This window comes from Pedobacter lusitanus, from assembly GCF_040026395.1.
Taxonomy (GTDB): Bacteria; Bacteroidota; Bacteroidia; order Sphingobacteriales; family Sphingobacteriaceae; genus Pedobacter; species Pedobacter lusitanus.
The window spans coordinates 1,659,803-1,680,954 of sequence record NZ_CP157278.1 but is presented as its reverse complement, the minus strand read 5'-3'; the positions used below and the strand labels follow the sequence as shown (position 1 = coordinate 1,680,954).

The 21,152-nt window shown below is 39.5% G+C and carries 14 protein-coding genes; 11 read left to right on the top strand and 3 right to left on the bottom strand.

What is annotated here, in order from left to right; translation table 11 throughout:
• Window positions 1–168: 168 nt before the first annotated feature.
• Both PL_RS07105 and PL_RS07100 read right to left on the bottom strand, forming a co-directional pair.
• A complete protein-coding gene (locus tag PL_RS07105; RefSeq protein ID WP_041878691.1) occupies window positions 169–801 on the bottom strand; it encodes a YiiX/YebB-like N1pC/P60 family cysteine hydrolase in 633 nt (210 codons plus the stop codon).
• A 17-nt stretch (window positions 802–818) separates the two neighbouring features.
• Window positions 819–1,541 (bottom strand): hypothetical protein, encoded by a 723-nt coding sequence (locus tag PL_RS07100; protein WP_152620258.1) that lies wholly within the window; start codon window positions 1,539–1,541, stop codon window positions 819–821.
• A 375-nt stretch (window positions 1,542–1,916) separates the two neighbouring features.
• Between PL_RS07100 and PL_RS07095 the strand changes: the two genes are divergently transcribed.
• From PL_RS07095 to PL_RS07070, 6 genes are all read left to right on the top strand, one after another.
• Window positions 1,917–2,501 carry an RNA polymerase sigma factor gene (locus PL_RS07095; protein ID WP_041878695.1) on the top strand — a complete coding sequence of 195 codons (585 nt, stop codon included), beginning with the start codon at window positions 1,917–1,919 and terminating at the stop codon, window positions 2,499–2,501.
• A 68-nt stretch (window positions 2,502–2,569) separates the two neighbouring features.
• Window positions 2,570–3,763 (top strand): FecR family protein, encoded by a 1,194-nt coding sequence (locus PL_RS07090; RefSeq protein ID WP_041878696.1) that lies wholly within the window; start codon window positions 2,570–2,572, stop codon window positions 3,761–3,763.
• Window positions 3,764–4,020: 257 nt separating this feature from the next.
• Window positions 4,021–7,626, top strand: coding sequence for a SusC/RagA family TonB-linked outer membrane protein (locus PL_RS07085; RefSeq protein WP_052496073.1), 3,606 nt, complete (start codon window positions 4,021–4,023; stop codon window positions 7,624–7,626).
• A gap of 14 nt (window positions 7,627–7,640) precedes the next feature.
• Window positions 7,641–9,122 carry a RagB/SusD family nutrient uptake outer membrane protein gene (locus tag PL_RS07080; RefSeq protein ID WP_041878698.1) on the top strand — a complete coding sequence of 494 codons (1,482 nt, stop codon included), beginning with the start codon at window positions 7,641–7,643 and terminating at the stop codon, window positions 9,120–9,122.
• 49 nt (window positions 9,123–9,171) lie between these two features.
• A complete protein-coding gene (locus PL_RS07075) occupies window positions 9,172–10,212 on the top strand; it encodes a substrate import-associated zinc metallohydrolase lipoprotein (protein ID WP_348621310.1) in 1,041 nt (346 codons plus the stop codon).
• Between the two features lie 51 nt (window positions 10,213–10,263).
• Window positions 10,264–11,127 carry a DUF4302 domain-containing protein gene (locus PL_RS07070; protein WP_052496076.1) on the top strand — a complete coding sequence of 288 codons (864 nt, stop codon included), beginning with the start codon at window positions 10,264–10,266 and terminating at the stop codon, window positions 11,125–11,127.
• A 75-nt stretch (window positions 11,128–11,202) separates the two neighbouring features.
• On the opposite strand, the gene PL_RS07065 is transcribed toward PL_RS07070, so the two are convergent.
• Window positions 11,203–13,566 carry a M1 family metallopeptidase gene (locus PL_RS07065; protein ID WP_348621308.1) on the bottom strand — a complete coding sequence of 788 codons (2,364 nt, stop codon included), beginning with the start codon at window positions 13,564–13,566 and terminating at the stop codon, window positions 11,203–11,205.
• Window positions 13,567–13,684: 118 nt separating this feature from the next.
• Here PL_RS07065 and PL_RS07060 point away from each other — a divergent pair, with 118 nt between their 5' ends.
• From PL_RS07060 to PL_RS07040, 5 genes are all read left to right on the top strand, one after another.
• Complete coding sequence (locus PL_RS07060; protein WP_052496077.1) at window positions 13,685–14,167, top strand: DUF6702 family protein; 483 nt, start codon at window positions 13,685–13,687, stop codon at window positions 14,165–14,167.
• Between the two features lie 411 nt (window positions 14,168–14,578).
• On the top strand, window positions 14,579–15,178 hold the full coding sequence (locus tag PL_RS07055; protein ID WP_041883428.1) for a TetR/AcrR family transcriptional regulator: 600 nt from the start codon (window positions 14,579–14,581) through the stop codon (window positions 15,176–15,178).
• Between the two features lie 214 nt (window positions 15,179–15,392).
• On the top strand, window positions 15,393–16,526 hold the full coding sequence (locus PL_RS07050) for an efflux RND transporter periplasmic adaptor subunit (protein ID WP_041883452.1): 1,134 nt from the start codon (window positions 15,393–15,395) through the stop codon (window positions 16,524–16,526).
• 11 nt (window positions 16,527–16,537) lie between these two features.
• On the top strand, window positions 16,538–19,729 hold the full coding sequence (locus PL_RS07045) for an efflux RND transporter permease subunit (protein WP_041883429.1): 3,192 nt from the start codon (window positions 16,538–16,540) through the stop codon (window positions 19,727–19,729).
• A complete protein-coding gene (locus PL_RS07040; RefSeq protein WP_041883453.1) occupies window positions 19,716–21,128 on the top strand; it encodes a TolC family protein in 1,413 nt (470 codons plus the stop codon). The genes PL_RS07045 and PL_RS07040 overlap by 14 nt, the downstream gene beginning before the upstream one ends.
• Window positions 21,129–21,152: the final 24 nt, after the last annotated feature.

Genomic DNA, 21,152 nt, shown 5'->3' with positions numbered 1-21,152 from the left:
CAATATTTGACGTTTCAAATTAACAAATTTCTGGCCATATAAAGCCATAAACAGGATAAGAAAGTCCAATTATCGGGCATAATTGATAAAAAACTTAATAATGGTCGTTTAAATAGGAATTTGGCGGTTAATTTGATTTCTATATGACTTTATAAACGATTTTGAGGATCATTTATATTGCCCGAGAATATCAATTTTATCAGATAAAGAGATGCCGCCGGGGTTACATCCGGGTTTGCCTTCCGGAACCTCCATGTTTAAGTGTTCAAAATACACTTTCCATACCGGGAAAAAGGCGCCTGATCCGGGCTCTTTATAGGTCATCGGGAATAGCTTAAAGAAAGGTTTGTTTTTATTGGCTGCTTTGAAAGCATCATATATTAATTCCGAACAATAGTATTTGCCATTATTGTACAGATACTGCTCATCATATAGTACACCCATTTGCTGCATGGAAAATGCAATGGCAGTGGGGATTATTTTCTGATGAGCTGTTTTCAGTCTTCCCACATAATGCGGATGTGCTGATTTGGACAAAAATTCATTCAGCGGGGTAAGATGAACGTTTTTACCGGATGCTTCAATGATCAGTACGCTGTCGTTTCTAAGCAGCACCATACCCATGTGACTAAATTTATTTCCCTGGTAACCTTGAGTAACTGCATTGATTGCATCACATAAAGGACCGCAGTCCAGGTTCTGGAAAATAAGGTCACCGGTTTTTAGCTGAATCTTTTCCTGGGCACCAGCATTAATGCTCAGAAGCAGAGCCGATAAAATACATATAATCAGTTTACGCATAATTCTTTTTAGGACATTTAATCGTTGATTTTATATTTGGAAGGAGGGACAAAGAAGCTTTCTGACAGCTTAACTTTTTCAATCTGATTAGCTTTAATACCAATATTCATCCCTCTGGATAAAGTTCCTATGGCGAGTGCGCAACCAGGGACACTTTTTAAATAACTGTATTTCTGCCAGTACAGACGGGGCAGCTCGGCAGCATACCAGACAGTAATTACATTTTCAGGAGAGTTCGGATTTACAAAGATTGCCTTTTTACAGGTATATCCCTGGATCTGCAACGTTCCGGGTTTCAGCTCCATGACAAAATCTGCAGAACTGATCACCATCATCGAATCTCCGGCCATAGCGGTTTGTATATTAGGCATAGCTGCAGGATATCTTGAGGCTGTTTTTTCGGTAGTATCCAGCTGATAACTTACTGTATCTCTTTTATCGGCCAGTGTGATTCCACCACCTAATCCTTTTTGTTCTACCCTGATATATTCCGGACTTACATAACAGATCAGCGGAGGGCTGTCATCAGTTGATCCAGATAGCGATCTGGCCAGCTCCATCATCGCGATTTGCCCCTGGTCTTCTTTGGAAGAGGCAATTTTTTGCTTTGGTGAACCGAAATCCAGTGCATAGCTTATCTTCCATGCAACTACATTTTTTTCTTGTTTTAACTGTTGTCCGTTAGCTAAAAAAGCTGATAAGCTAAGGAGCAGTATCAGGTAGCTCTTGATGTAATTCAAAATCTGTTTTATTTGTTTTACAATTTTACAAAAAAAAGCGATCGTATTAATCATTATAAGCGAAGCTTTTTCTTTCCTGATAGTTTAATGAGATTTTTTATGAAATGCGGGCTTTTTCATCAGGTAGTAAATGATTTGTTTTGTCAAAAACGTTAATTTATGTAATATATAGTTGCTTTTCTTTGGATTTTTTTGCTAAATACGCTTTATCTGACTTTGATTTGTTGTTTTTTTTGGATCTTTCTATAGTTGTTGATTAATTTTTTTCCGGATACCATTAAATTAATTGTTTTTAATTAGGTTTACTGAAAGCGTAGTGAGTAACGCTGTTGTTTTTGTAAAATCTTTGCAGTTTATTCCTATAAGTGATAATTTATGGCCAGGTATTGTGAATATTCAGATAATGAATTGGTGGATCTGCTGAAATCAGGTGATCGTCTGTCATTTACTGAAATCTACAACAGGTACTGGAGTTTAATGTATGCGCAGGTGTATAAAATGCTCAGAGATGAAGAAGAAACTAAAGACGTGATTCAGGAAATATTCAGTAATCTATGGATCAAAGCTGGTGATATTAAATCCAGCCATAATCTGGGAGGATTGTTATATGCTGCTGCCCGAAATAAGGTGTTAAATATTTTAGAGAAGAGCAGGGTACGCAGTGACTATGCCAAATCAATCGCTGCATTTGTTACCTATACGGATCCGGAAACGCTTGACAAGCTGGATGAAAAACGACTTATTCTGATCATTGAACAGGAAATTCAGCGTTTGCCGCCAAAGATGAGAGAGATATTTGAGCTAAGCCGTAAAGATGATCTTTCCCATAAAGAAATAGCTAAAAGGTTAAACCTATCTGATCAAACCGTGAAAAAGCAAGTTCAGAATGCCCTTAAAATTATTAAACCAAGGATCAATCAGATGGGGCTTAGTATGGTAATTCTATTTATTTTCAGATAATTGCAGATTGATCTACCCCCAAAACTATCCTGACCGGTTATTACAGTAAATGCACTAACCAGATCAGGATGAACAATAAAGAAGCAATCAACCTTCTTGCTAAATATAATTCAGGTACTGCCACAGAAGCAGAGATTGTACTATTGGAAAACTGGTACAGTACAGAAAGTCTGAAACGAAAACTTTCTGAGACTGAGGCAGATTTTGGTCATCTGAAGGAAGAAATCTGGGCCGGAACGCTTCGAAGGGCAAATATGGTGGTGGATGTTACCGGGATTTCTGAAAAAACACCGGTCAGATCCATAAGAAGGTGGTATCTGCAGAGAGTAGCGGCAGCAGTCATATTCATCGCAGGATCTGTTTACTTATTGAACAGACAGCAAATTTCGCAAACCGGTATTTCAACGTCTATTGCATTGGCCGACCAGATTACTGCAGGCAAAAATAAAGCTACGCTAACGCTTGCTGATGGACACAAGATCATTTTATCCGACGATGTAAAAGGTAAACTGGCAGAAGAAGCCGGAGTAAGTATTACCAAAACAAATACGGGAGAACTGATTTACACTGTAATTTCAAAACCGGGTAATGCTGCCTCGGCCAGGATTTTGTATAATACAATCTCAACAGCTGCCGGAGAAAATTACCAGGTGATTTTGCCTGATGGCTCGAAAATCAAACTCAATGCAAAATCTTCTTTAAAATATCCTGCATCCTTTGCCGGGAATACAGACCGCAGAGTTGAGTTGAGTGGTGAAGCTTATTTTGAAGTAGCTAAAGATAAAAAGCATCCTTTTAAAGTGAAAACCAATGCGCAGGAAGTGGAAGTACTGGGCACACACTTTAATATTAACAGTTATACAGACCATGCCGCTACACAAACAACCTTACTGGAAGGTTCTGTGAAAGTTTCTCCGCTGGGTTATACAGATCTGAAAGAAAGAGCTGCCCATGCAGTCTTATTGAAACCAGGGGAACAGGCAGTACAGAAAGCAAATAGTATCACAACGGCATCTGCGGATATAGAACAGGCTGTGGCCTGGAAGGAAGGCTGGTTCTTTTTTAAAAGTACCAGGCTGCAGGATGTACTGGGCGAGGCAGCGAAATGGTACGATCTGGAAATTATTTACCGTGGTCCTGTACCAACCGATCATTTTACAGGGAAAATTGCTAAAAATGCCAGCTTAGGCAAATTCATAAGACTTCTACAGCTGAGCGATATCAAATTCAGTATCGAAGGCAGAAAAATGATAATTAACTAATCAATCAAACCAAAAACCTAGACCAAAATTACATGAAAAAAATCTACAGAGACGACGGGCGATATTAAGCACCAGGGCCTCGTATAAAAACAGAAACCCCGACGGCAATCGGAGCTTCTGAAATGATCGGGTCAACCCTTTAACAATTTCCGCAAACGTTTAATCATTAACCCAATCCAAACAAAAATATGAATAATATTATTCATTGCCCCCTGCTGTCCAAAAATTGGCAGGGTCGCAACTTAATTTGGCGAACCATGAAGGTAACCTTCGTTCTTTTATTCTCGGTATTAATGCATGTAAGTGCTGCCGGATTAGCCCAAAAGATCAATATTAATAAGAAAAACAGCGCTTTACCAGAAATTTTTAATGATTTAGGTAAACAAAGCGGATACCAGTTTTTTTATAATGAACGCCTGCTTGAAAAGGCAAAAAAAGTAAACTTAAAAATTCAGGACGGAACTTTAGACGAAACCCTGAAACTCTGTTTTAAAGATCAGCCCTTTTCTTATGAGATTATAGACAAAACTGTTGTTGTTAAAGAAAAAGAGAAAACTGAAAAAGAAGTTGTTACCACTAAGGCAGCAGATCCTGTCGTTGTAAAGGGTACAGTTTCCTTTGCTTATCCTGACGGTAGGGTAGAGAAGGTCTTCGGCGTAAATGTTACCGAAAAAGGTACTGCTAATGTCAGACAGACAGGTGCTGACGGACAATTCACAATCAGTGTCACCAAAGGTGCGGTACTGGTTTTTACCAAAATCGGATTTAAAACTCAGGAGGTTAGAATATCAGATAATAACCCGGTTCTTGCTATTAGAATGGAAGAAAGCTCGATGAATCTGAAAGAAACAGTAATTACAGGTTATCAGCAATTGGATAAGAAAAAATTTACTGGTGCTTCTGTGAAATTAAAAGGTGATGAACTCAGACAGACCGGGTCTACAGACATTGGCCGTGCGCTGGAAGGTAAAGTGGCCGGGGTGTCTATTCAGAATGTATCCGGAACTTTCGGTTCTGCACCAAAAATCAGAATCCGCGGGGTTACTTCACTAACTGGTTCAAACAAACCACTATGGGTGGTAGATGGTATAGCCCTGGAAGATGTAATTGATGTAACCAACGATCAGCTTGCCAGTGGTGATGCATCTACGCTTTTAGGTTCTTCGGCAGCAGGGATCAATATGAATGATGTTGAAGATATTTATGTTTTAAAGGATGTTGCAGCAACTTCACTGTATGGGGCAAGAGCAATGAACGGAGTAGTGGTGATTACCACTAAGAAAGGGAAAAGCGGGAATTTACAGATCAACTACACCGGTAATTTTAGTTCACAACTGCGTCCCAGCTACAATGGCTTTAATATTTCAAATTCAGCTGATCAAATGTCCATTTACTCTGAGTTATATGGAAAAGGTATGCTCAATCTTAAAGATATCGGCAATGCAGCTAATGTCGGCGTATACGGGAAGATGTATAATAATTTGCAAACCATTGATCCGGCAACCGGACAATTCCTTTTACAGAATACGCCGGATGCGCGTAATGCTTTTTTGAGCAGATATGCATCGGCTAACACTGACTGGTTTAAATACTTGTTTCGTAATACTTTAACTCAGGAACATTCGATTAGTATCTCCAGCGGAACTGATAAGGCGCAGCATTACACCTCAGTAAGTTTTTATAATGATAATGGATGGACTATTGCTGATAAAGTGAAGCGTTATACTTTTAACTCGCAGAATACCTACAATTTTTCCAGTAAACTAAGCGGTGGAATAATCACTACAGCATCTTACAGAGAGCAAAATGCACCTGGTACTATAAACCGGACAAACGATGCTTATTTTGGTAAACTGACCCGTGAATTTGATATTAACCCTTATAGTTACGCTTTAAATACAAGCCGCGCATTAACTCCATATGATGAGCAGGGTAACCTGGAATATTTCAGAATGAATTATGCGCCTTTTAATATTATCAATGAATTACAAAACAACCAGCTGAAATTAACAGGACTGGATGTCAAATTACAATTGAATCTGGCTTACAAAGTAGATCCTTATCTGAAATACGAGTTTCTTGGGGCGGCCCGTTATGCCAAAACAACTCAGGAAAATCTGGTGAATGAAAATTCTAACAGAGCCAATGCTTACAGGGCTAATTATAATTCACAGATTGCAAATGGTAATACCTATTTATACAAGGATACCGATAACCCGAATGCATTACCCGAAGTTGTTATGGGAGCCGGTGGATTGTACAACCGGAATGATAATTCACTGGGAAGTTACAATTTCAGAAATAACCTGACTTATATCAGGAGTTTTGGCAGACATGATCTGAATGTTCTTGTCGGGCAGGAAATCCGATCGGCGGACAGGCAGGATGCGTTTAATAATGGTTTTGGTTATCAGTATGAAAACGGTGGAATTCCACTGGTGAATTACAAAATCATTAAACAAGGGGTGGAGCAGAACAGGCAGTACTATGGAATGGGTAAAACGCAGGATAGGTTTGCTTCCTTTTATGCAACCGCAGGTTATACCTTTGATCATAAATATAACCTGAGCGCGGCAGCCAGATATGACGGTTCCAATCAGCTTGGAAAATCACCTCAGGCAAGATGGTTACCTACCTGGAGTGTGAGTGGTTCCTGGAACATTGATCAGGAAAAATTCTTAAAGGATGTCGAGGCTATCAGTACCTTGAAATTAAGAGCCAGTTACGGTTTATCAGCCAGTACAGGTAACGCAACTAATTCTGCACTGATATTAAAAACAGTTAATACGCTAAGACCATATTCGCCGGAAATTGAATCGGGAATAAATATAAGAGACCTGGAAAATTCAAATCTGACCTATGAAAAGCAATATTCTGGTAATATTGGTATGGATGCCGGGTTTTTTAATAACAGGCTTAGTGTTACAGCTGATGTATATAATAAAAAAGGTTTTGACCTGATTGGCAGGTTAAGAAGCAGCGGTATTGGCGGACAGATTGATAAAACAGGGAATTATGCGAATCTCCGGTCTCATGGAGTTGAATTTACAGTTTCAGGTGAAATCATCAGAGAAAAAGACTGGGGATGGAGGTCTACACTTATATTTTCTTATGCTGCCAATAAGATTACCAATACTAAGGATCAGCCTATTATTTTTGATATGTTATTACCAACAGGTGGTAATCAGCTGGGGCGTCCTGTTGGTTCATTGTACTCTCTGGATTTCAAGGGACTGGATCATCTGACTGGTATTCCGCTTTTTGTAAACGAACTGGGAGAAATCAGCCAGAAAACAAACTTACAGGATATCGAAACAAAATATCTGAAATATGAAGGACCGGTAGATCCTCCTTATTCGGGTGGTTTTACTAATAGCATCCGCTATAAAGCATTTACATTGACAGCACAACTCATCTATCAGGGGGGGAATAAAATAAGACTGAATTCAGTATTTAAACCTACCTACTCTGATCTTGATGCGATGCCGACAGAATTCAGAAACAGATGGATACTTCCCGGTGATGAAGCAAAAACTAACATACCATCCATTATGGATGCGATTAACAATTATAATATGCCATCGGGTTATTATCCATATAATAATTACAATTTTTCTTCTGCACGGGTTGCCAATGGTGGTTTTGCAAGATTAAAATATGTTTCACTGGCCTACCAGCTGCCAGAGAGATTTGCGAATGCTATAGGTCTGCATTCAATGTCTTTAACAGCGGCAGCTACAAATATGCTGCTGTTTTTTGCAGATAAAAAACTGGAAGGACAGGACCCTGAATTTTTTAACGCCGGAGGTGTTGCGCAGCCACTGCAGAAACAGGTAATTATTTCTTTAAAAATTGGGCTATAAATTTGATATCTGATATGAAAACAAAATATATTTATTACAAAATAAGCGCATTCACATTTGGGATACTGATTTGTGCTATATCCTTTACAGGATGTAAAAAAATGCTGGATACTGCGCCAGATAACAGAGCAGAGCTGGATAGCCCCGATAAGGTCTCTCAATTGCTTACTTCGGCTTATCCTGGTAGTGATTATATCACTTTCTGTGAATCTATGAGTGATAATGCAGGTGACAGAGGTTATAAGACTACTTCTAACAATGCCTTGTTAAATGATAATCCATATCGTTTTATAGATTTATCATCACCGGATGATGGTTCTGCTGATATGTATTGGGCCTCTAACTATAATGCAATTGCAGCAGCCAACCAGGCGCTGCAAACTTGTAATAATGCAAAAAATCCTGCTGATTATAGTGCTTATAAAGGTGAGGCATTAATTGCCCGGGCATATGCTCATTTTATGCTAGTATCTCTTTTTGCTAAAACCTATGATCCGGCAACTGCCGCGACTGACCTTGGTATTCCTTATGTAACCGAACCAGAAAAAACGCTTTATAAATCTTATGAACGTAAAACGGTTGCCTACGTCTATGATATGATAGAAAAGGATCTGACTGAAGGAATACCTTTATTAAATGATAATGCCTACAAAGTGCCGGCTTATCGTTTTACAAAAGCGGCAGCCCATGCTTTTGCAAGTCGGTTTTATCTGTTTAAAAAGCAATATGATAAAGTAACCGAACATGCAAACCTAACTTTCCCAACTGGTATTGCAGATAACCTGAGACCTTGGAATTCAACTTATCTTGGACTGACAGATGCTGGAAAAGCAGCGATTTATACCAATACTTCTGAAAAAGCTAATCTGTTATTGGCAACTACAGGTTCTTCGTGGAGTGGGAACTGGCAAAAATTCAGATATGGACTCAATTCAACTCTGCAAAAGCAAATTTATTCTGCTTCTAATGTTGCTAATGGCTCCTGGGCCAATCAGGCAGTAGGTTACGGCTCAAGCGGAGAAATGATGGGGATTAATAAGTGGAGACGTAATTTTGTTTATATCACTACGCAGATTGGAAATAACTATATCTATATACCACTATTCAGTGCAGAAGAAGTGTTGTTTAACAAAGCTGAAGCTGCGGTAATGCAAGGTAATAATGCCGTGGCTATTGCAGATCTTAATACTTACTTGAGCACACGTATTAAAGACTATACTTCAGCTAAGAATGATTTAACCGAAGCTAAAGTAACTGCTTTTTATAAAACGGGCGATGTGAAACAGGCACTCATTAACACCATTCTTGATTTTAAGAGAATTGAATTTATGCAGGAAGGTCTGAGATGGTTTGACATTCTCCGCTATAAGCTGCCAGTGGTTCATATTGATGAAGACAAAAAGGAATTTTCATTGAAGCCTGATGATCTGAGAAGGGTTTTACAAATCCCTCAGACTGCGCAGACTGCAGGTGAACTGCCGGCAAATCCAAGATAAGATGACCGGATTTATTTATAAAATATAACATTCTTAATTATAGTATATTATGAAAACTATCATAAATATCAGTTATGGCAAATTGTTGTTGTTCATACTGATCTCAATTTCTATATTTTCTTGTAAGAAAAGTGAGAAGTTAGCACTTCAGGATAATTATCTGGGTGAAGAAGTATCTGGTAATACAGCTCTTGATAAAGATTTATTTGACCTTATGGGTAAGACCTATAACATAGAGGTAAAGTATAAATGGGACCAGTCAGAATTTAATATGCAATATACATTGGTGCCGCCAATTGCAGATAAAGTACTTCCTGCAATGACAGCTGTAAAAAAAGTATGGATTGATCCTTATAATACAGAAACAGGAAGTGATCTTTTTATGAGAACATATGCACCCAAACAATTGATCCTGTCCGGTAGTCCGCAATTGAATAAGGATGGAACAAGTACTGAAGGTGTTGCTGAAGGCGGGCTGGATATCTTACTGACTAACATCAATAAGATAAATGCCAGAAGTCCGGCAGATGTTAAAGGTATGCTTCACCTGATGCACCACGAGTTCACACACATTCTTAATCAGAAAAAAGTGTATACACAGGATTTTAATAAAGTTACGCCATCAGATTATATTGCTGAGTGGTACAATTCCACTATAAATCCACTTTCCTTAGGTTTTATCTCGGACTATGCCAGAAAATCTCCGGAAGAGGATTTTGCAGAGATGGTTTCCTGGATGCTGACCTGGGGTAAGGATAGTTATGAAAATACCTATATTAAGCAAGGGCTACCTGTCCCGAATCCTGCTGTGTATCCTGCCGGGTCATATAGTGAATATGACGCTGCTGCCGGACAATATTATAAAAAGTCAGATCTTGATGCAATACTTAAAGTATGGGATCGCAAGACAGCAGCTTCGATTGCATCCTTTTTTATCAAGGATCTGGTTAAACCAGATTATTCTGCAGGAATAGCTAAGCTAAGGCAAAAGGAAGCTATTGTAGTGGCCTACTTTAAATCAGCCTATAATATTAATTTTTATAGTCTGCAGGCCAATGTACAAAAGTCTCTTGCAGAGGCGATCAAATAAGAGCAGACCGGAATTTCGATATATCCTAAACAATTAAAGATTTATATACTAATGAAAAGATATTTAATTTATATACCCGTGTTACTACTCATTTCCGGTTTAGCTGGTTGTAGTAAAAAGGATAATGAGTCGCTTTTCGGTGATACACCGGAGCAGCGTGCAACAGCAGAGCTTCAAAAAAACAAATCACTTTTAATAGCTGCTCCATATGGATGGAAGGCGGTTATTTTTCCCGGACTTTTAAGGGGCAGAGGTTTCTTTTTTAAATTCGATGAGAAAAACCAGGTACAGAGCTATGCAGATCCATCTTTGCAAATAATTTCACCCGATCTTGGTGGTCCCGGAGTAAGTGGGTATCAAATGAAAGCCTTGCAAAGATCATCACTTATTTTTGATACCTATTCTCCTTTACATATCCTTTCTGATCCTTCCAATGGAACTAAAGGTGTAGGATATAAGTCGGATTTTGAGTTCTCCGTTTTAAGTGCTTCGCCTGATACGATCAAACTTGACGGAAACTTTAATCATACACCAATGACTCTGATCAAGGCCACTGAGGCAGAGTATGCTGCTTATCAGAATAAGGGATTTGATGCTGTGAAAGCTGCCCTTGTCAATTATGCGATTGCAACTAAAGGAAAGAAAATAACTCTTGCAATTGATGCTACGCATAATCCGGAATGCAAGATCGTTACAGATCAGGACAATGACAGAACGTTTACGCTATCTTTTCCGGATGGTCAGGGTGTAATGCAGACCCAAACAACAAAATGGGGGCCTACTGTTAATAGTATCTTTTTTCAGAATGCTATTGTATACAATAATATGATCATTAACGAAGTATTTTATGACAGTGTGAAATTGTCATTATACATCCAATGGCAAGGTAAACGCTATGATCTGGTAGTTACATAAATTTTCTCTGTCCTGCATTTACCTAAAAAAGGCTGATTATCTTGAATAATCAGCCTTTTTATAATATGCTTTTTATTAAAGTCCTTTTGCGCTCTGCATAGGATTAACACCTACCGACTGGCCACGGGCAGCAGTAGATTTCTGTTTAAATAATTGGAATTTAGAAGTCTGTGCTTTGCCTCCCCAGGTATTATTACTTTCATCAATATCTGCTGTTTCACGCATAGGATCTAATTTTATAGCCGTTACTTCCTGGTCCTGTACATAGAATTTGGAAGCTTTGAATTCATCATGTCTCCAGATCTGCGCCGGAATTCTGTCTATCTTTTTAGTACCGTCAGCGAATGTAAATTCAACGATAACCGGCATAATCAGACCTCCTTTGTTACTGAACGATAATTCATAGAAGAATTTTCCGGCATATTTTGCCTGATCTTCGGAAGACAGCTCTTCTACCAGGACAGGTAATTGCTGTTTCTGTTCTTTGTTGTTATATTTTTCCAGGCCACGATCATATCTCCAGTAAAAATCCTGGGTAGACTTATCCCGATCAGTATAGAATTTAATATTTTTATCAGCTCTGTTTCTGACTTTGGAAATATCATCAAAAGCATTCACCATTGGTGCGTCCAGTTTAATCATAGCGACTTTTGAAACGGGAACTTTAGAGTTTACATCTGCTTTTGCAAATTTAACTTCGTCCAGAGAGATATCACAAGGGTCTGTCGTGTAAAACCAGCCTCTCCAGAACCAGTCCAGGTCTTCGCCGCTGGCATCTTCCATTGTTCTGAATAAATCGGCAGGAGTAGGATGTTTAAAGGCCCATCTTTTCGCATACTCTTTAAAGGCATAGTCGAACAGCTCTCTGCCCATAATGGTCTCTCTGAGAATATTCAGGGCTGTAGACGGTTTGGAATAGGCATTGGGGCCAAAACGCTCTATATTTTCTGAGTTGGTCATGATAGGTTCCAGCTGATCCTTTGGTAATTTCATATAATCAATGATCGTATAGGCAGGGCCCTTTTTAACCGGGAACTTGTTATCCCATAGTTCCTCTGTCAGATATTCAAGGAAAGAATTCAATCCTTCATCCATCCAGGTCCACTGACGCTCATCACTATTGACAATCATAGGGAAGAAATTATGGCCTACTTCATGGATGATTACACCCAGCATCCCATTTTTAGAACTTTCACTATAAGTGCCGTCTTTTTCCGTACGTCCGTAATTGAAACAGATCATCGGATATTCCATTCCGTTGGCAGCTTCCACACTCTGGGCTACAGGATAGGGATAAGGGAATGTAAAATGCGAATAGGTTTTAACGGTATGCGCTACAGCTTTGGTAGAATAAGGTCTGTACAGGTTATAGGCTTCTTTGCCATAAAAACTCATGCACATTACCGATTTATCTTCTACTTTCTGGGCCATTGCATCCCAGACAAATTTTCTGGATGAGGTCCAGGCAAAGTCACGCACATTATCAGCCTGGAATACCCAGGTTTTTGTTTTTGTACTTTTAGATGCTTCAGCTTTTTTAGCTTCGTCCAGGGTGATAATTTCTACAGGTTCTGCAGCAGTTTTAGCTTTATTATACCTGGCTAATTCTGCCGGAGAAAGTACAGCGCTGTAATTGATACATTCTCCGGTTCCGCCAATCACGTGATCAGCAGGAACGGTCATTTGTACTTTAAAATTACCAAAGGTCAGGGCAAATTCTCCTCTGCCTGTAAACTGATGATTCTGCCAGCCCTGGAAATCACTGTATACACATAAACGGGGATACCACTGTGTCATTGTAAACAGGTAATTACCATCTTCCGGGAAGAATTCATAACCCCCACGGCCACCGCCGGCAATTCTGTCTGTTATTTTGTATGTCCAGTTTACATTAAACACAAACTGCTGACCCGATTTTAGCGGAGCTGGTATTTCTACCCGCATCATGGTTTTGTTGATGGTATATTTAAGCTCTTTACCGGCAGCATCAGTAATTTTCAATACAGAAACCCCGTTTCCGTTATCCGGCTGATCGAATGCTGCTTTATCCAGTTCGCGGGTGGTAGTGGTTTCCGGAATTTTTGTGCTGGTCTGATAACCTGCATTACGAATGTTATTGTGCTCATTTTCATCAAGCTGTAACCAGATATAGGTAAGTACATCAGGAGAATTGTTGAAATAAGTTACTTTTTCGGTACCGGTAAGTTCCAGTTTTTTTTCATCGAGACTGCACTTGATGTCGTAATCCGCACGCTGCTGCCAGTATTTTACACCCGGTGCACCACTTGCTGTGCGCTGTTCATTTGGTGTAGCCAGTATGGTACCCAGTTGTTCAAATTTATTTCCGTGATTACTTCCCGGATTGTACTGAATGTTCTGGGCGTAGGAAACCTGCATACAAGAGCAAAGCAGGAGCGTAGCGGTTAAAAGTTTAGTCATTTGATTTTTATAGTAGGAAGTCTAAATTTAAACCGTTTTTTTGTAAAGCAAAAATTATATCAGTGCTATGTTGTCTTTCTTATACCAACCTCTATTAATTTGTTACTTAGTTATCGGGATGCTTAAATCACAGGGCTTTGCCGAAGCCGGAAGCGGTGCCAGACACCCTTTGCATCTCAGCTCAACTGAATTGAATTATAATCTCAAAGAAAGTACAATGGAGGTCAGCTGCCGGATATTTACTGATGATTTTGAAGATATTCTCAGTAAAAAGTATAAGGTAAAAGCCGATCTTTCTGCTGAAGGGAAACATAAGGAAATGGATCAGCTGGTGAGTAAGTATATGGCTGCTCATTTACAGCTGGCTGCCAACGGAAAAATACTTCCACTGAGTTATATCGGTTTTGAAAAAGATAGTGAGGCCGTTGTCGTGTATCTTGAATCTGTAAAAATCAAAAACCTGGTCAAACTGGAAACAACCAGTACAGTATTATATGATCTTTTTGATGATCAGACCAATATCTTTCATCTCACTTTTAAAGGAAACAGGCATAGTTTCAAGATGACCTATCCGGAAAAAAAGCAAATTTCTTCTTTATAAATTATTCATCGCTCTTTAGTTATTAACTGAATATCGGTTATTCTTCAGGATAAGTTATGTCCTGATGTGGTTAGAAAGGTATCCTGCGTACCATACGGGCTATAGACTGGTTAATGTTGATACGGGTTTGAAGCGGGGTTGATACGGGGTTGAAACGCCTCGACCCGTATCAACCCCGTATCAACCCCGCTTCAAACCCGTATTAAAGGTAATGACAAACTAACGACTGTCTTATTGACGTACTTTGTCTCCCTTAGCCATTAGCGAATCTTTTTTATGTTGTTACAGACTGCGTTTAAATAGTAATAAGGCTGTTTTTTATACTTGTGACAATACGCTGATATAGATTTTTAAAACTAGTTATACATTTGCTTAACACTGTTAGATTATTTACACCGTATCAAGTAAGCCATGGGTAGTAAAGAAAGAATTCAAAGGGTTAAGGAAGAAACAAGAGCTAATATTCTTGATGCTGCCCTGGAAATTGTCAAAGAAGATGGTTGGCAGGCGCTGAGTATGCGTAAGATAGCAGATAAAATAGAATATACTGCGCCAATTATTTACGAGTATTTTGCGAATAAAGAAGGTATACTGCTGGAGCTGACCAGAAAAGGTAATTTACTTTTACTGGTTTATCTGAAAGCTGCTAAAGCCAAACATCATACACCTGAAAAGCAACTCGCAGCAATGTGGACTGCTTACTGGGATTTTGCATTTGAACATACGCATTTATATCAGGTCATGTTCGGTGTGGATATGATTTGTTGTGAACAGCAGCAAACCTTGCCTGAAGTGGAAGCCTCTCGTAAGCTGATTTGCGATAGCATTATAGAAATTATGAAAGTTGACGGACTCTGTCAGGATAGAGTTTGCAGAAAATATTATACTTTCTGGTCTGTTATACACGGATTAATTTCAATCAATCTGGTTAGAAGAGGCACTGACGATGAGATGAATCAGCAGATCCTAAAAGATGCGATTCACGGAATTATACAAACTATCAACGATTAAAATTTTTTTTATGGAGTACTTAACACTGTTAGATTATTTATATGTTATCAGCTCACCGCTGAGAAGGAAATCTATCCGCACTATTTCGTTTTTTTTGCCTCATAACTTAACAGTGTTAAATAACTTATTTACATTAAAAAAGCATTACCCCAATATTAAATAAATGATACATTTTACCTATATCCCTCAACAAGTTAAACAACAGATTAACGTTATGAAAATTTCAATTTTACTTCTCGCCGCATTATTTATTGGCTGTTCCAGCGATAAAGGTCAGGTAGCTCCACCTGTAATACAATCACTTCCGGTTATTGCCTTACACAATAGTTCAGAAACCACCTTTACTGAATATCCGGCTTCCATTCAGGGGGCTGTTGATTTGGAAATACGCCCGCAGATTTCTGGTTCATTAGATAAGATCTATGTGAACGAAGGCGCCCTTGTCCAGAAAGGACAACCACTTTTCAAAATTAATGAACTTCCTTTTAAAGAAGCAGTAAACAACGCTAAAGCTCAGTTACATGCAGCACAGGCAGCAGTAATCAATGCACAGCTTGAAGTAGATAAACTGACTCCACTGGTAAAAAACAAAGTAGTATCTGATTTTCAGCTTAAAAGCGCAAAAGCTACGTTGCAATCTGCACAGGCTAGTGTAGAACAGGCAAAAGCAGGAGTAGCTACAGCGAATATCAATCTGGGTTATACTTTGATTAAAGCACCGGTAACAGGTTATGTAGGCAGGTTACCTAAAAAACAAGGTAGTCTGGTAGGTACAGCCGATGTAACTCCGCTAACCCAGCTTTCAGATGCACATGAAGTTCATGTTTATTTCTCTTTAGGAGAGGATGATTTTATCAACTTCAATGCTACCTATCCAGGTAAGACCATTACAGAAAGACTTAAAAAGTTACCAGGTGTTTCTTTGGTTCTGGCAGACCGTACGGTTTATGCACAGGAAGGTAAAATAGACATGGTTGACGGACAGTTTGATAAACAAACAGGTTCAATTGCCCTTAGAGCTACTTTCCCTAACAATCAGGGCTTATTAAGATCTGGTAACACAGGTAAATTGAGACTGAGCCTGAATCATCCGGATGCTATTCTGGTTCCGCAATCATCTACTATAGAAATTCAGGATAAAATGTTCGTCTATACTGTGGATGCCGGAAACAAAGTAAGCAAAACTCCGATCACTGTTCTTACCACTTCAGGAACTAATTACCTGGTTAAAGAAGGTGTGAAATCAGGAGATAAAATAGTCTTTGATGGTATTGATAAACTGAAAGAAGGTGAAGTAATCAAACCTGAAAAACTAAAAGAAGAACCTATTAAAACTGCATTAAGATAATCTAACCTATCATGTTTAAGAAATTTATAGACAGACCTGTCTTAGCCACTGTTATTTCCATTTTACTGGTGATATTGGGGGTGTTGGGACTTACTAAATTGCCCTTACAGCAATTTCCGGATATCGCGCCTCCTGCTGTACAGGTAACTGCGCTTTATCCCGGCGCGAATGCCGAAACTGTACTACGTTCTGTAGCTCCTTCCCTTGAAGAGTCAATCAACGGGGTAGAAAATATGAGTTACATGAGCTCTACGGCCAGTAATGATGGTTCATTGGTAATTTCAGTTTATTTTAAACTGGGTACCGATCCCGATCAGGCGGCGGTTAACGTACAAAATCGTGTAGCACAGGCTACAAGTCAGTTACCTGCCGAGGTTATTCAGGCCGGTGTAACTACTGCGAAACAACAGAACAGTTTAATCATGGTGGTAGATTTACACACCGATAATGAGAAAAGCTATAACCAGACCTTTTTAGCCAATTATGCGCAGATCAATCTGATTCCTGAATTGAAAAGGATTCAGGGTGTAGGTCAGGCCAATATATTTGGTGGTAGCAGGGATTATTCAATGCGTGTATGGCTCAACCCTGCACAAATGGCTACTTATAATTTAACACCAAACGAAGTCATAGCAGTTATTAAAGATAAAAACTTAGAAGCTGCTCCGGGTAAATTCGGAGAGAGCAGTAAGAATGCTTTTGAATATGTACTGAAATATAAAGGTAAATTAAACAAACCTGAGGAGTATCAGAACATCATTATCCGTTCTAATCCTGATGGTTCATTTTTACGTCTTAAAGACGTGGCAAGAGTAGAACTGGGTTCTTATACTTATTCTAACTTAACCCGTGTAGACAGTAAACCAGGTTTGAATATCGCGATTCAGCAGTTAAGTGGATCTAATGCGAATGAGATCCAGATTGCGATTACCAAATTCATGAAGAAAGCCGAGAAGGAATTTCCTAAAGGCGTAGCTTATGATGTGGTTTATAGTACAAAAACATCTCTGGATCAATCTATCGATCAGGTAATTCATACTTTGATTGAGGCATTTATCCTGGTATTTATTGTTGTATTTATCTTCTTACAGGATTTCCGTTCAACGCTGATCCCGGCAATTGCTGTTCCGGTAGCGATTTTAGGTACCTTCTTTTTCATGAAGCTGTTTGGCTTCTCGATTAACCTGTTAACCTTATTCGCACTGGTACTGGCCATTGGTATTGTGGTCGATGATGCGATTGTGGTAGTGGAGGCTGTCCATGCGAAGATGGAGCATAAGAAAATAGGACCAAAACCTGCTACAACAGCAGCGATGCATGAGATTACCGGAGCGATTATTTCGATCACCCTGGTCATGAGTGCGGTGTTCTTACCGGTTGGTTTTATGGAAGGTTCTACCGGAGTTTTCTACAGGCAGTTTGCCTTTACACTGGCCATTGCGATTGTAATTTCGGCTGTAAATGCGTTAACACTGAGTCCGGCTTTGTGTGCACTGTTTTTGAAAGAAAATCATACTGAAGATCATGGCCCAGAAGTTAAAACCAGTTTTAAACAACGTTTCTTTAAAGGTTTTAACACTAGTTTTGAATCTTTGACCAACAGATATGTAGGTAGTCTGAAATTCCTGATCCGTACTAAATGGGTTGGTCTTGCAGGCTTACTGATTGTTGTGCTGGCTACGGTATGGATGGTGAAAAGAACTCCAACAGGATTTATTCCTTCAGAAGATCAGGGCTTTATCGCTGTTTCAATGTCATTGCCAGCAGGTGCGTCACTGGAAAGAAGTACTGCGGTACTGAAAGAAACAGAGACTTTGTTAAGACCACTGGCATTTACCAAGCTTTATAACGTGTTATCAGGTTTTAACCTGCTTACCCAGTCAAACAGCCCTTCAGCGGGTGCGATGTTTATCTTATTGAAACCTACTGAAGAACGTGGGGAAGTCAAAGATATCAATGCGATCATGAACGTGATCAGAGGTAAACTGGCAGGAGTGAAAGGCGCGAATTTCTTCGTCTTTACTTTCCCGACAGTTCCGGGTTTCAGTAATGTGGATGGTTTGGATATGGTGCTGCAGGATAAAACAGGTGGTAAAATTGATAAATTCAGTGGGGTAGCCTATAACTTTATCGGTGAGCTGATGAAACGTCCTGAGATTGCTGTAGCCTTTACCTCTTTCAGAGCGGATTATCCTCAGCTGGAACTTCAGCTGGATGAAGCTAAAGCGGAACAGTTAGGCGTATCTGTCAGAGATGTTTTAACTACAATGCAGGCTTATTTTGGTAGTGCCCAGGCTTCAGATTTTAACAGATTCGGAAAGTACTACAGGGTAATGGTGCAGGCAGATGTGGCCGACCGTGCTGATCCTTCAACGATGGATAATGTATACGTGAAAAACAGATCCGGAGAGAATGTACCGATCAATACACTGGTTAAATTACAAAGGGTTTATGGTCCGGAGACAGTATCCCGTTATAACCTGTTTAATTCAATTGGTATTAACGCGATGGCTAAACCAGGTTATAGTTCTGGTGATGCAATCAGGGCGGTAGAAGAAGTAGCTGCACAGCAACTGCCAGCTGGTTTCTCTTATGAGTTTACCGGTCTGACTAAAGAAGAGATTACTTCAGGTGGTCAGTCTGTAATCATATTTGGTTTGTGTCTGGTCTTTGTATACTTCCTGTTATCAGCACAGTATGAAAGTTATATTCTGCCTTTAGCAGTTATCTTATCAATCCCTACTGGTGTATTTGGTGTATTTGTTGCCATTGGTTTAACCGGAATTGAAAACAATATCTATGTACAGGTTGCACTGGTCATGCTGATAGGTTTGCTGGCCAAGAATGCGATTCTGATTGTAGAGTTTGCTGTTCAGCGAAGAAGAGCTGGTAATACACTGGTTTCTTCGGCTCTGGAAGCAGCTAAATTAAGGTTGCGTCCGATTATCATGACTTCCCTTGCTTTTGTGGTAGGTCTGGTTCCCATGATGCGTGCATCAGGTCCTTCTGCTTTGGGTAACCACTCGATCAGTATTGGTGCTGCAGGTGGTATGATTACAGGAGTAATCCTTGGATTATTTATCATTCCTGTGTTGTTTGTGATCTTCCAGTTTTTACAGGAAAAAGTTACTGGTAAACCTGAACAATCAACTTTAGAAGCACACGAAGAACCTATTAATATCAATGAATATGAAACCGTATAAAAGTATATATACTGCCCTTTTACTGGTACTCGTACTGGGTGCCTGTAAAGTATCTAAAGATATTCCCTTACCGAAGAATGCTGCTCCTGAAAACTTCAGGGGCAACACTTCTACCGATACGGTGAGTATTGCTGCGCTGCCTTATAAAGAATTCTTTAAGGAGCAAACTATCAGGAATCTGATCGATACCGCAATTGTCAATAATTACGATATGCAGATTGCCCTGAAAAATATAGAAGCTGCTGCTTTATTATTTAAACAATCAAAACTGGGTAATTTACCGGAACTGAGTTTAAAAGCAACTGCGAACTCTAACCGTCCTTCAGATAATAGTCTGAATGGTTTGCAGATCGGCCAGTTTGCGCAGACCAAACATATAGAAGATTACAACATAGGTGCCGGATTGAGCTGGGAAGCTGATATCTGGCGTAAAATTGCTAACCAGAGAAATGCAGCAGGAGCGGCTTTTATGCAATCTGCTGAAGTGAAAAAAGCGGTGCAAACCAGACTGGTGTCAAATATTGCACAGAGTTTTTACAGACTGATTATGCTGGATACGCAGCTGGAAATAGCTAAGAAAAACCTGTCTTTAAATGATAGTACATTAACGATTATCAGATTACAGTTTGATGCTGGCCAGGTTACTTCATTGGCTATTCAGCAGGCTGAGGCACAGCAACTGGTTGCGGCTGGTTTAGTTCCTCAGTTAGAGCAGAGAATCGCGCTGGAAGAAAATGCACTAAGCATTCTGACTGGTGCTTTACCTAAAACTATTGCCAGAATCGGAACTCTGAATACGATCACTGTGCAGGATCAGATCAGTGCGGGTATTCCTTCCCGTATGCTGAGCTTAAGACCGGATGTGAAAAGTGCGGAACTGGAACTGGTTAAAGCAAATGCCAAAGTTGGAATTGCAAAAGCGAGTTTGTATCCTTCGCTGACAATTACTGCAAATGGTGGTCTGAATTCATTTAAAGCAAGTAACTGGTTCAATATTCCGGGTTCTTTATTTGGTGTAGTTGCCGGTGGTATTGCTCAGCCGATATTTCAGCGTAAACAACTGAGAACTCAGTATGAAGTTGCCCTGGTTGACCGTGAGAAATCAGTAATTCAGTTCAGGTCTTCGGTACTGACTGCAGTTGGGGAGGTCTCTGATGAGCTGGTTAAAATTGAAAAACTGAAAGAGCAGTATACGATAGCTGATAAAAGAGTGAAGACTGTACAGAGTGGTTTGAGCAATGCGAATATGTTGTTTAAAAGCGGTATGGCTAATTATTTAGAGGTAATCAACGCACAAAGTAATGCTTTGCAGAGTGAACTGGATTTAGCAACTGTAAAGACTGCACAGCTGAATGCTGTTGTAGAGTTGTACAGAGCTTTAGGCGGCGGTTGGAAGTAATTACCCGTTATAATAATATAGAGA

Excerpts from the sequence above, each read along its gene's own strand:
- PL_RS07105 (WP_041878691.1), bottom strand. The coding sequence starts at position 801 with ATGCGTAAACTGATTATATGTATTTTATCGGCTCTGCTTCTGAGCATT.
- PL_RS07095 (WP_041878695.1), top strand. The coding sequence starts at position 1,917 with ATGGCCAGGTATTGTGAATATTCAGATAATGAATTGGTGGATCTGCTG.
- PL_RS07090 (WP_041878696.1), top strand. The coding sequence starts at position 2,570 with ATGAACAATAAAGAAGCAATCAACCTTCTTGCTAAATATAATTCAGGT.
- PL_RS07085 (WP_052496073.1), top strand. The coding sequence starts at position 4,021 with ATGAAGGTAACCTTCGTTCTTTTATTCTCGGTATTAATGCATGTAAGT.
- PL_RS07080 (WP_041878698.1), top strand. The coding sequence starts at position 7,641 with ATGAAAACAAAATATATTTATTACAAAATAAGCGCATTCACATTTGGG.
- PL_RS07075 (WP_348621310.1), top strand. The coding sequence starts at position 9,172 with ATGAAAACTATCATAAATATCAGTTATGGCAAATTGTTGTTGTTCATA.
- PL_RS07070 (WP_052496076.1), top strand. The coding sequence starts at position 10,264 with ATGAAAAGATATTTAATTTATATACCCGTGTTACTACTCATTTCCGGT.
- PL_RS07065 (WP_348621308.1), bottom strand. The coding sequence starts at position 13,566 with ATGACTAAACTTTTAACCGCTACGCTCCTGCTTTGCTCTTGTATGCAG.
- PL_RS07060 (WP_052496077.1), top strand. The coding sequence starts at position 13,685 with ATGCTTAAATCACAGGGCTTTGCCGAAGCCGGAAGCGGTGCCAGACAC.
- PL_RS07055 (WP_041883428.1), top strand. The coding sequence starts at position 14,579 with ATGGGTAGTAAAGAAAGAATTCAAAGGGTTAAGGAAGAAACAAGAGCT.
- PL_RS07050 (WP_041883452.1), top strand. The coding sequence starts at position 15,393 with ATGAAAATTTCAATTTTACTTCTCGCCGCATTATTTATTGGCTGTTCC.
- PL_RS07045 (WP_041883429.1), top strand. The coding sequence starts at position 16,538 with ATGTTTAAGAAATTTATAGACAGACCTGTCTTAGCCACTGTTATTTCC.
- PL_RS07040 (WP_041883453.1), top strand. The coding sequence starts at position 19,716 with ATGAAACCGTATAAAAGTATATATACTGCCCTTTTACTGGTACTCGTA.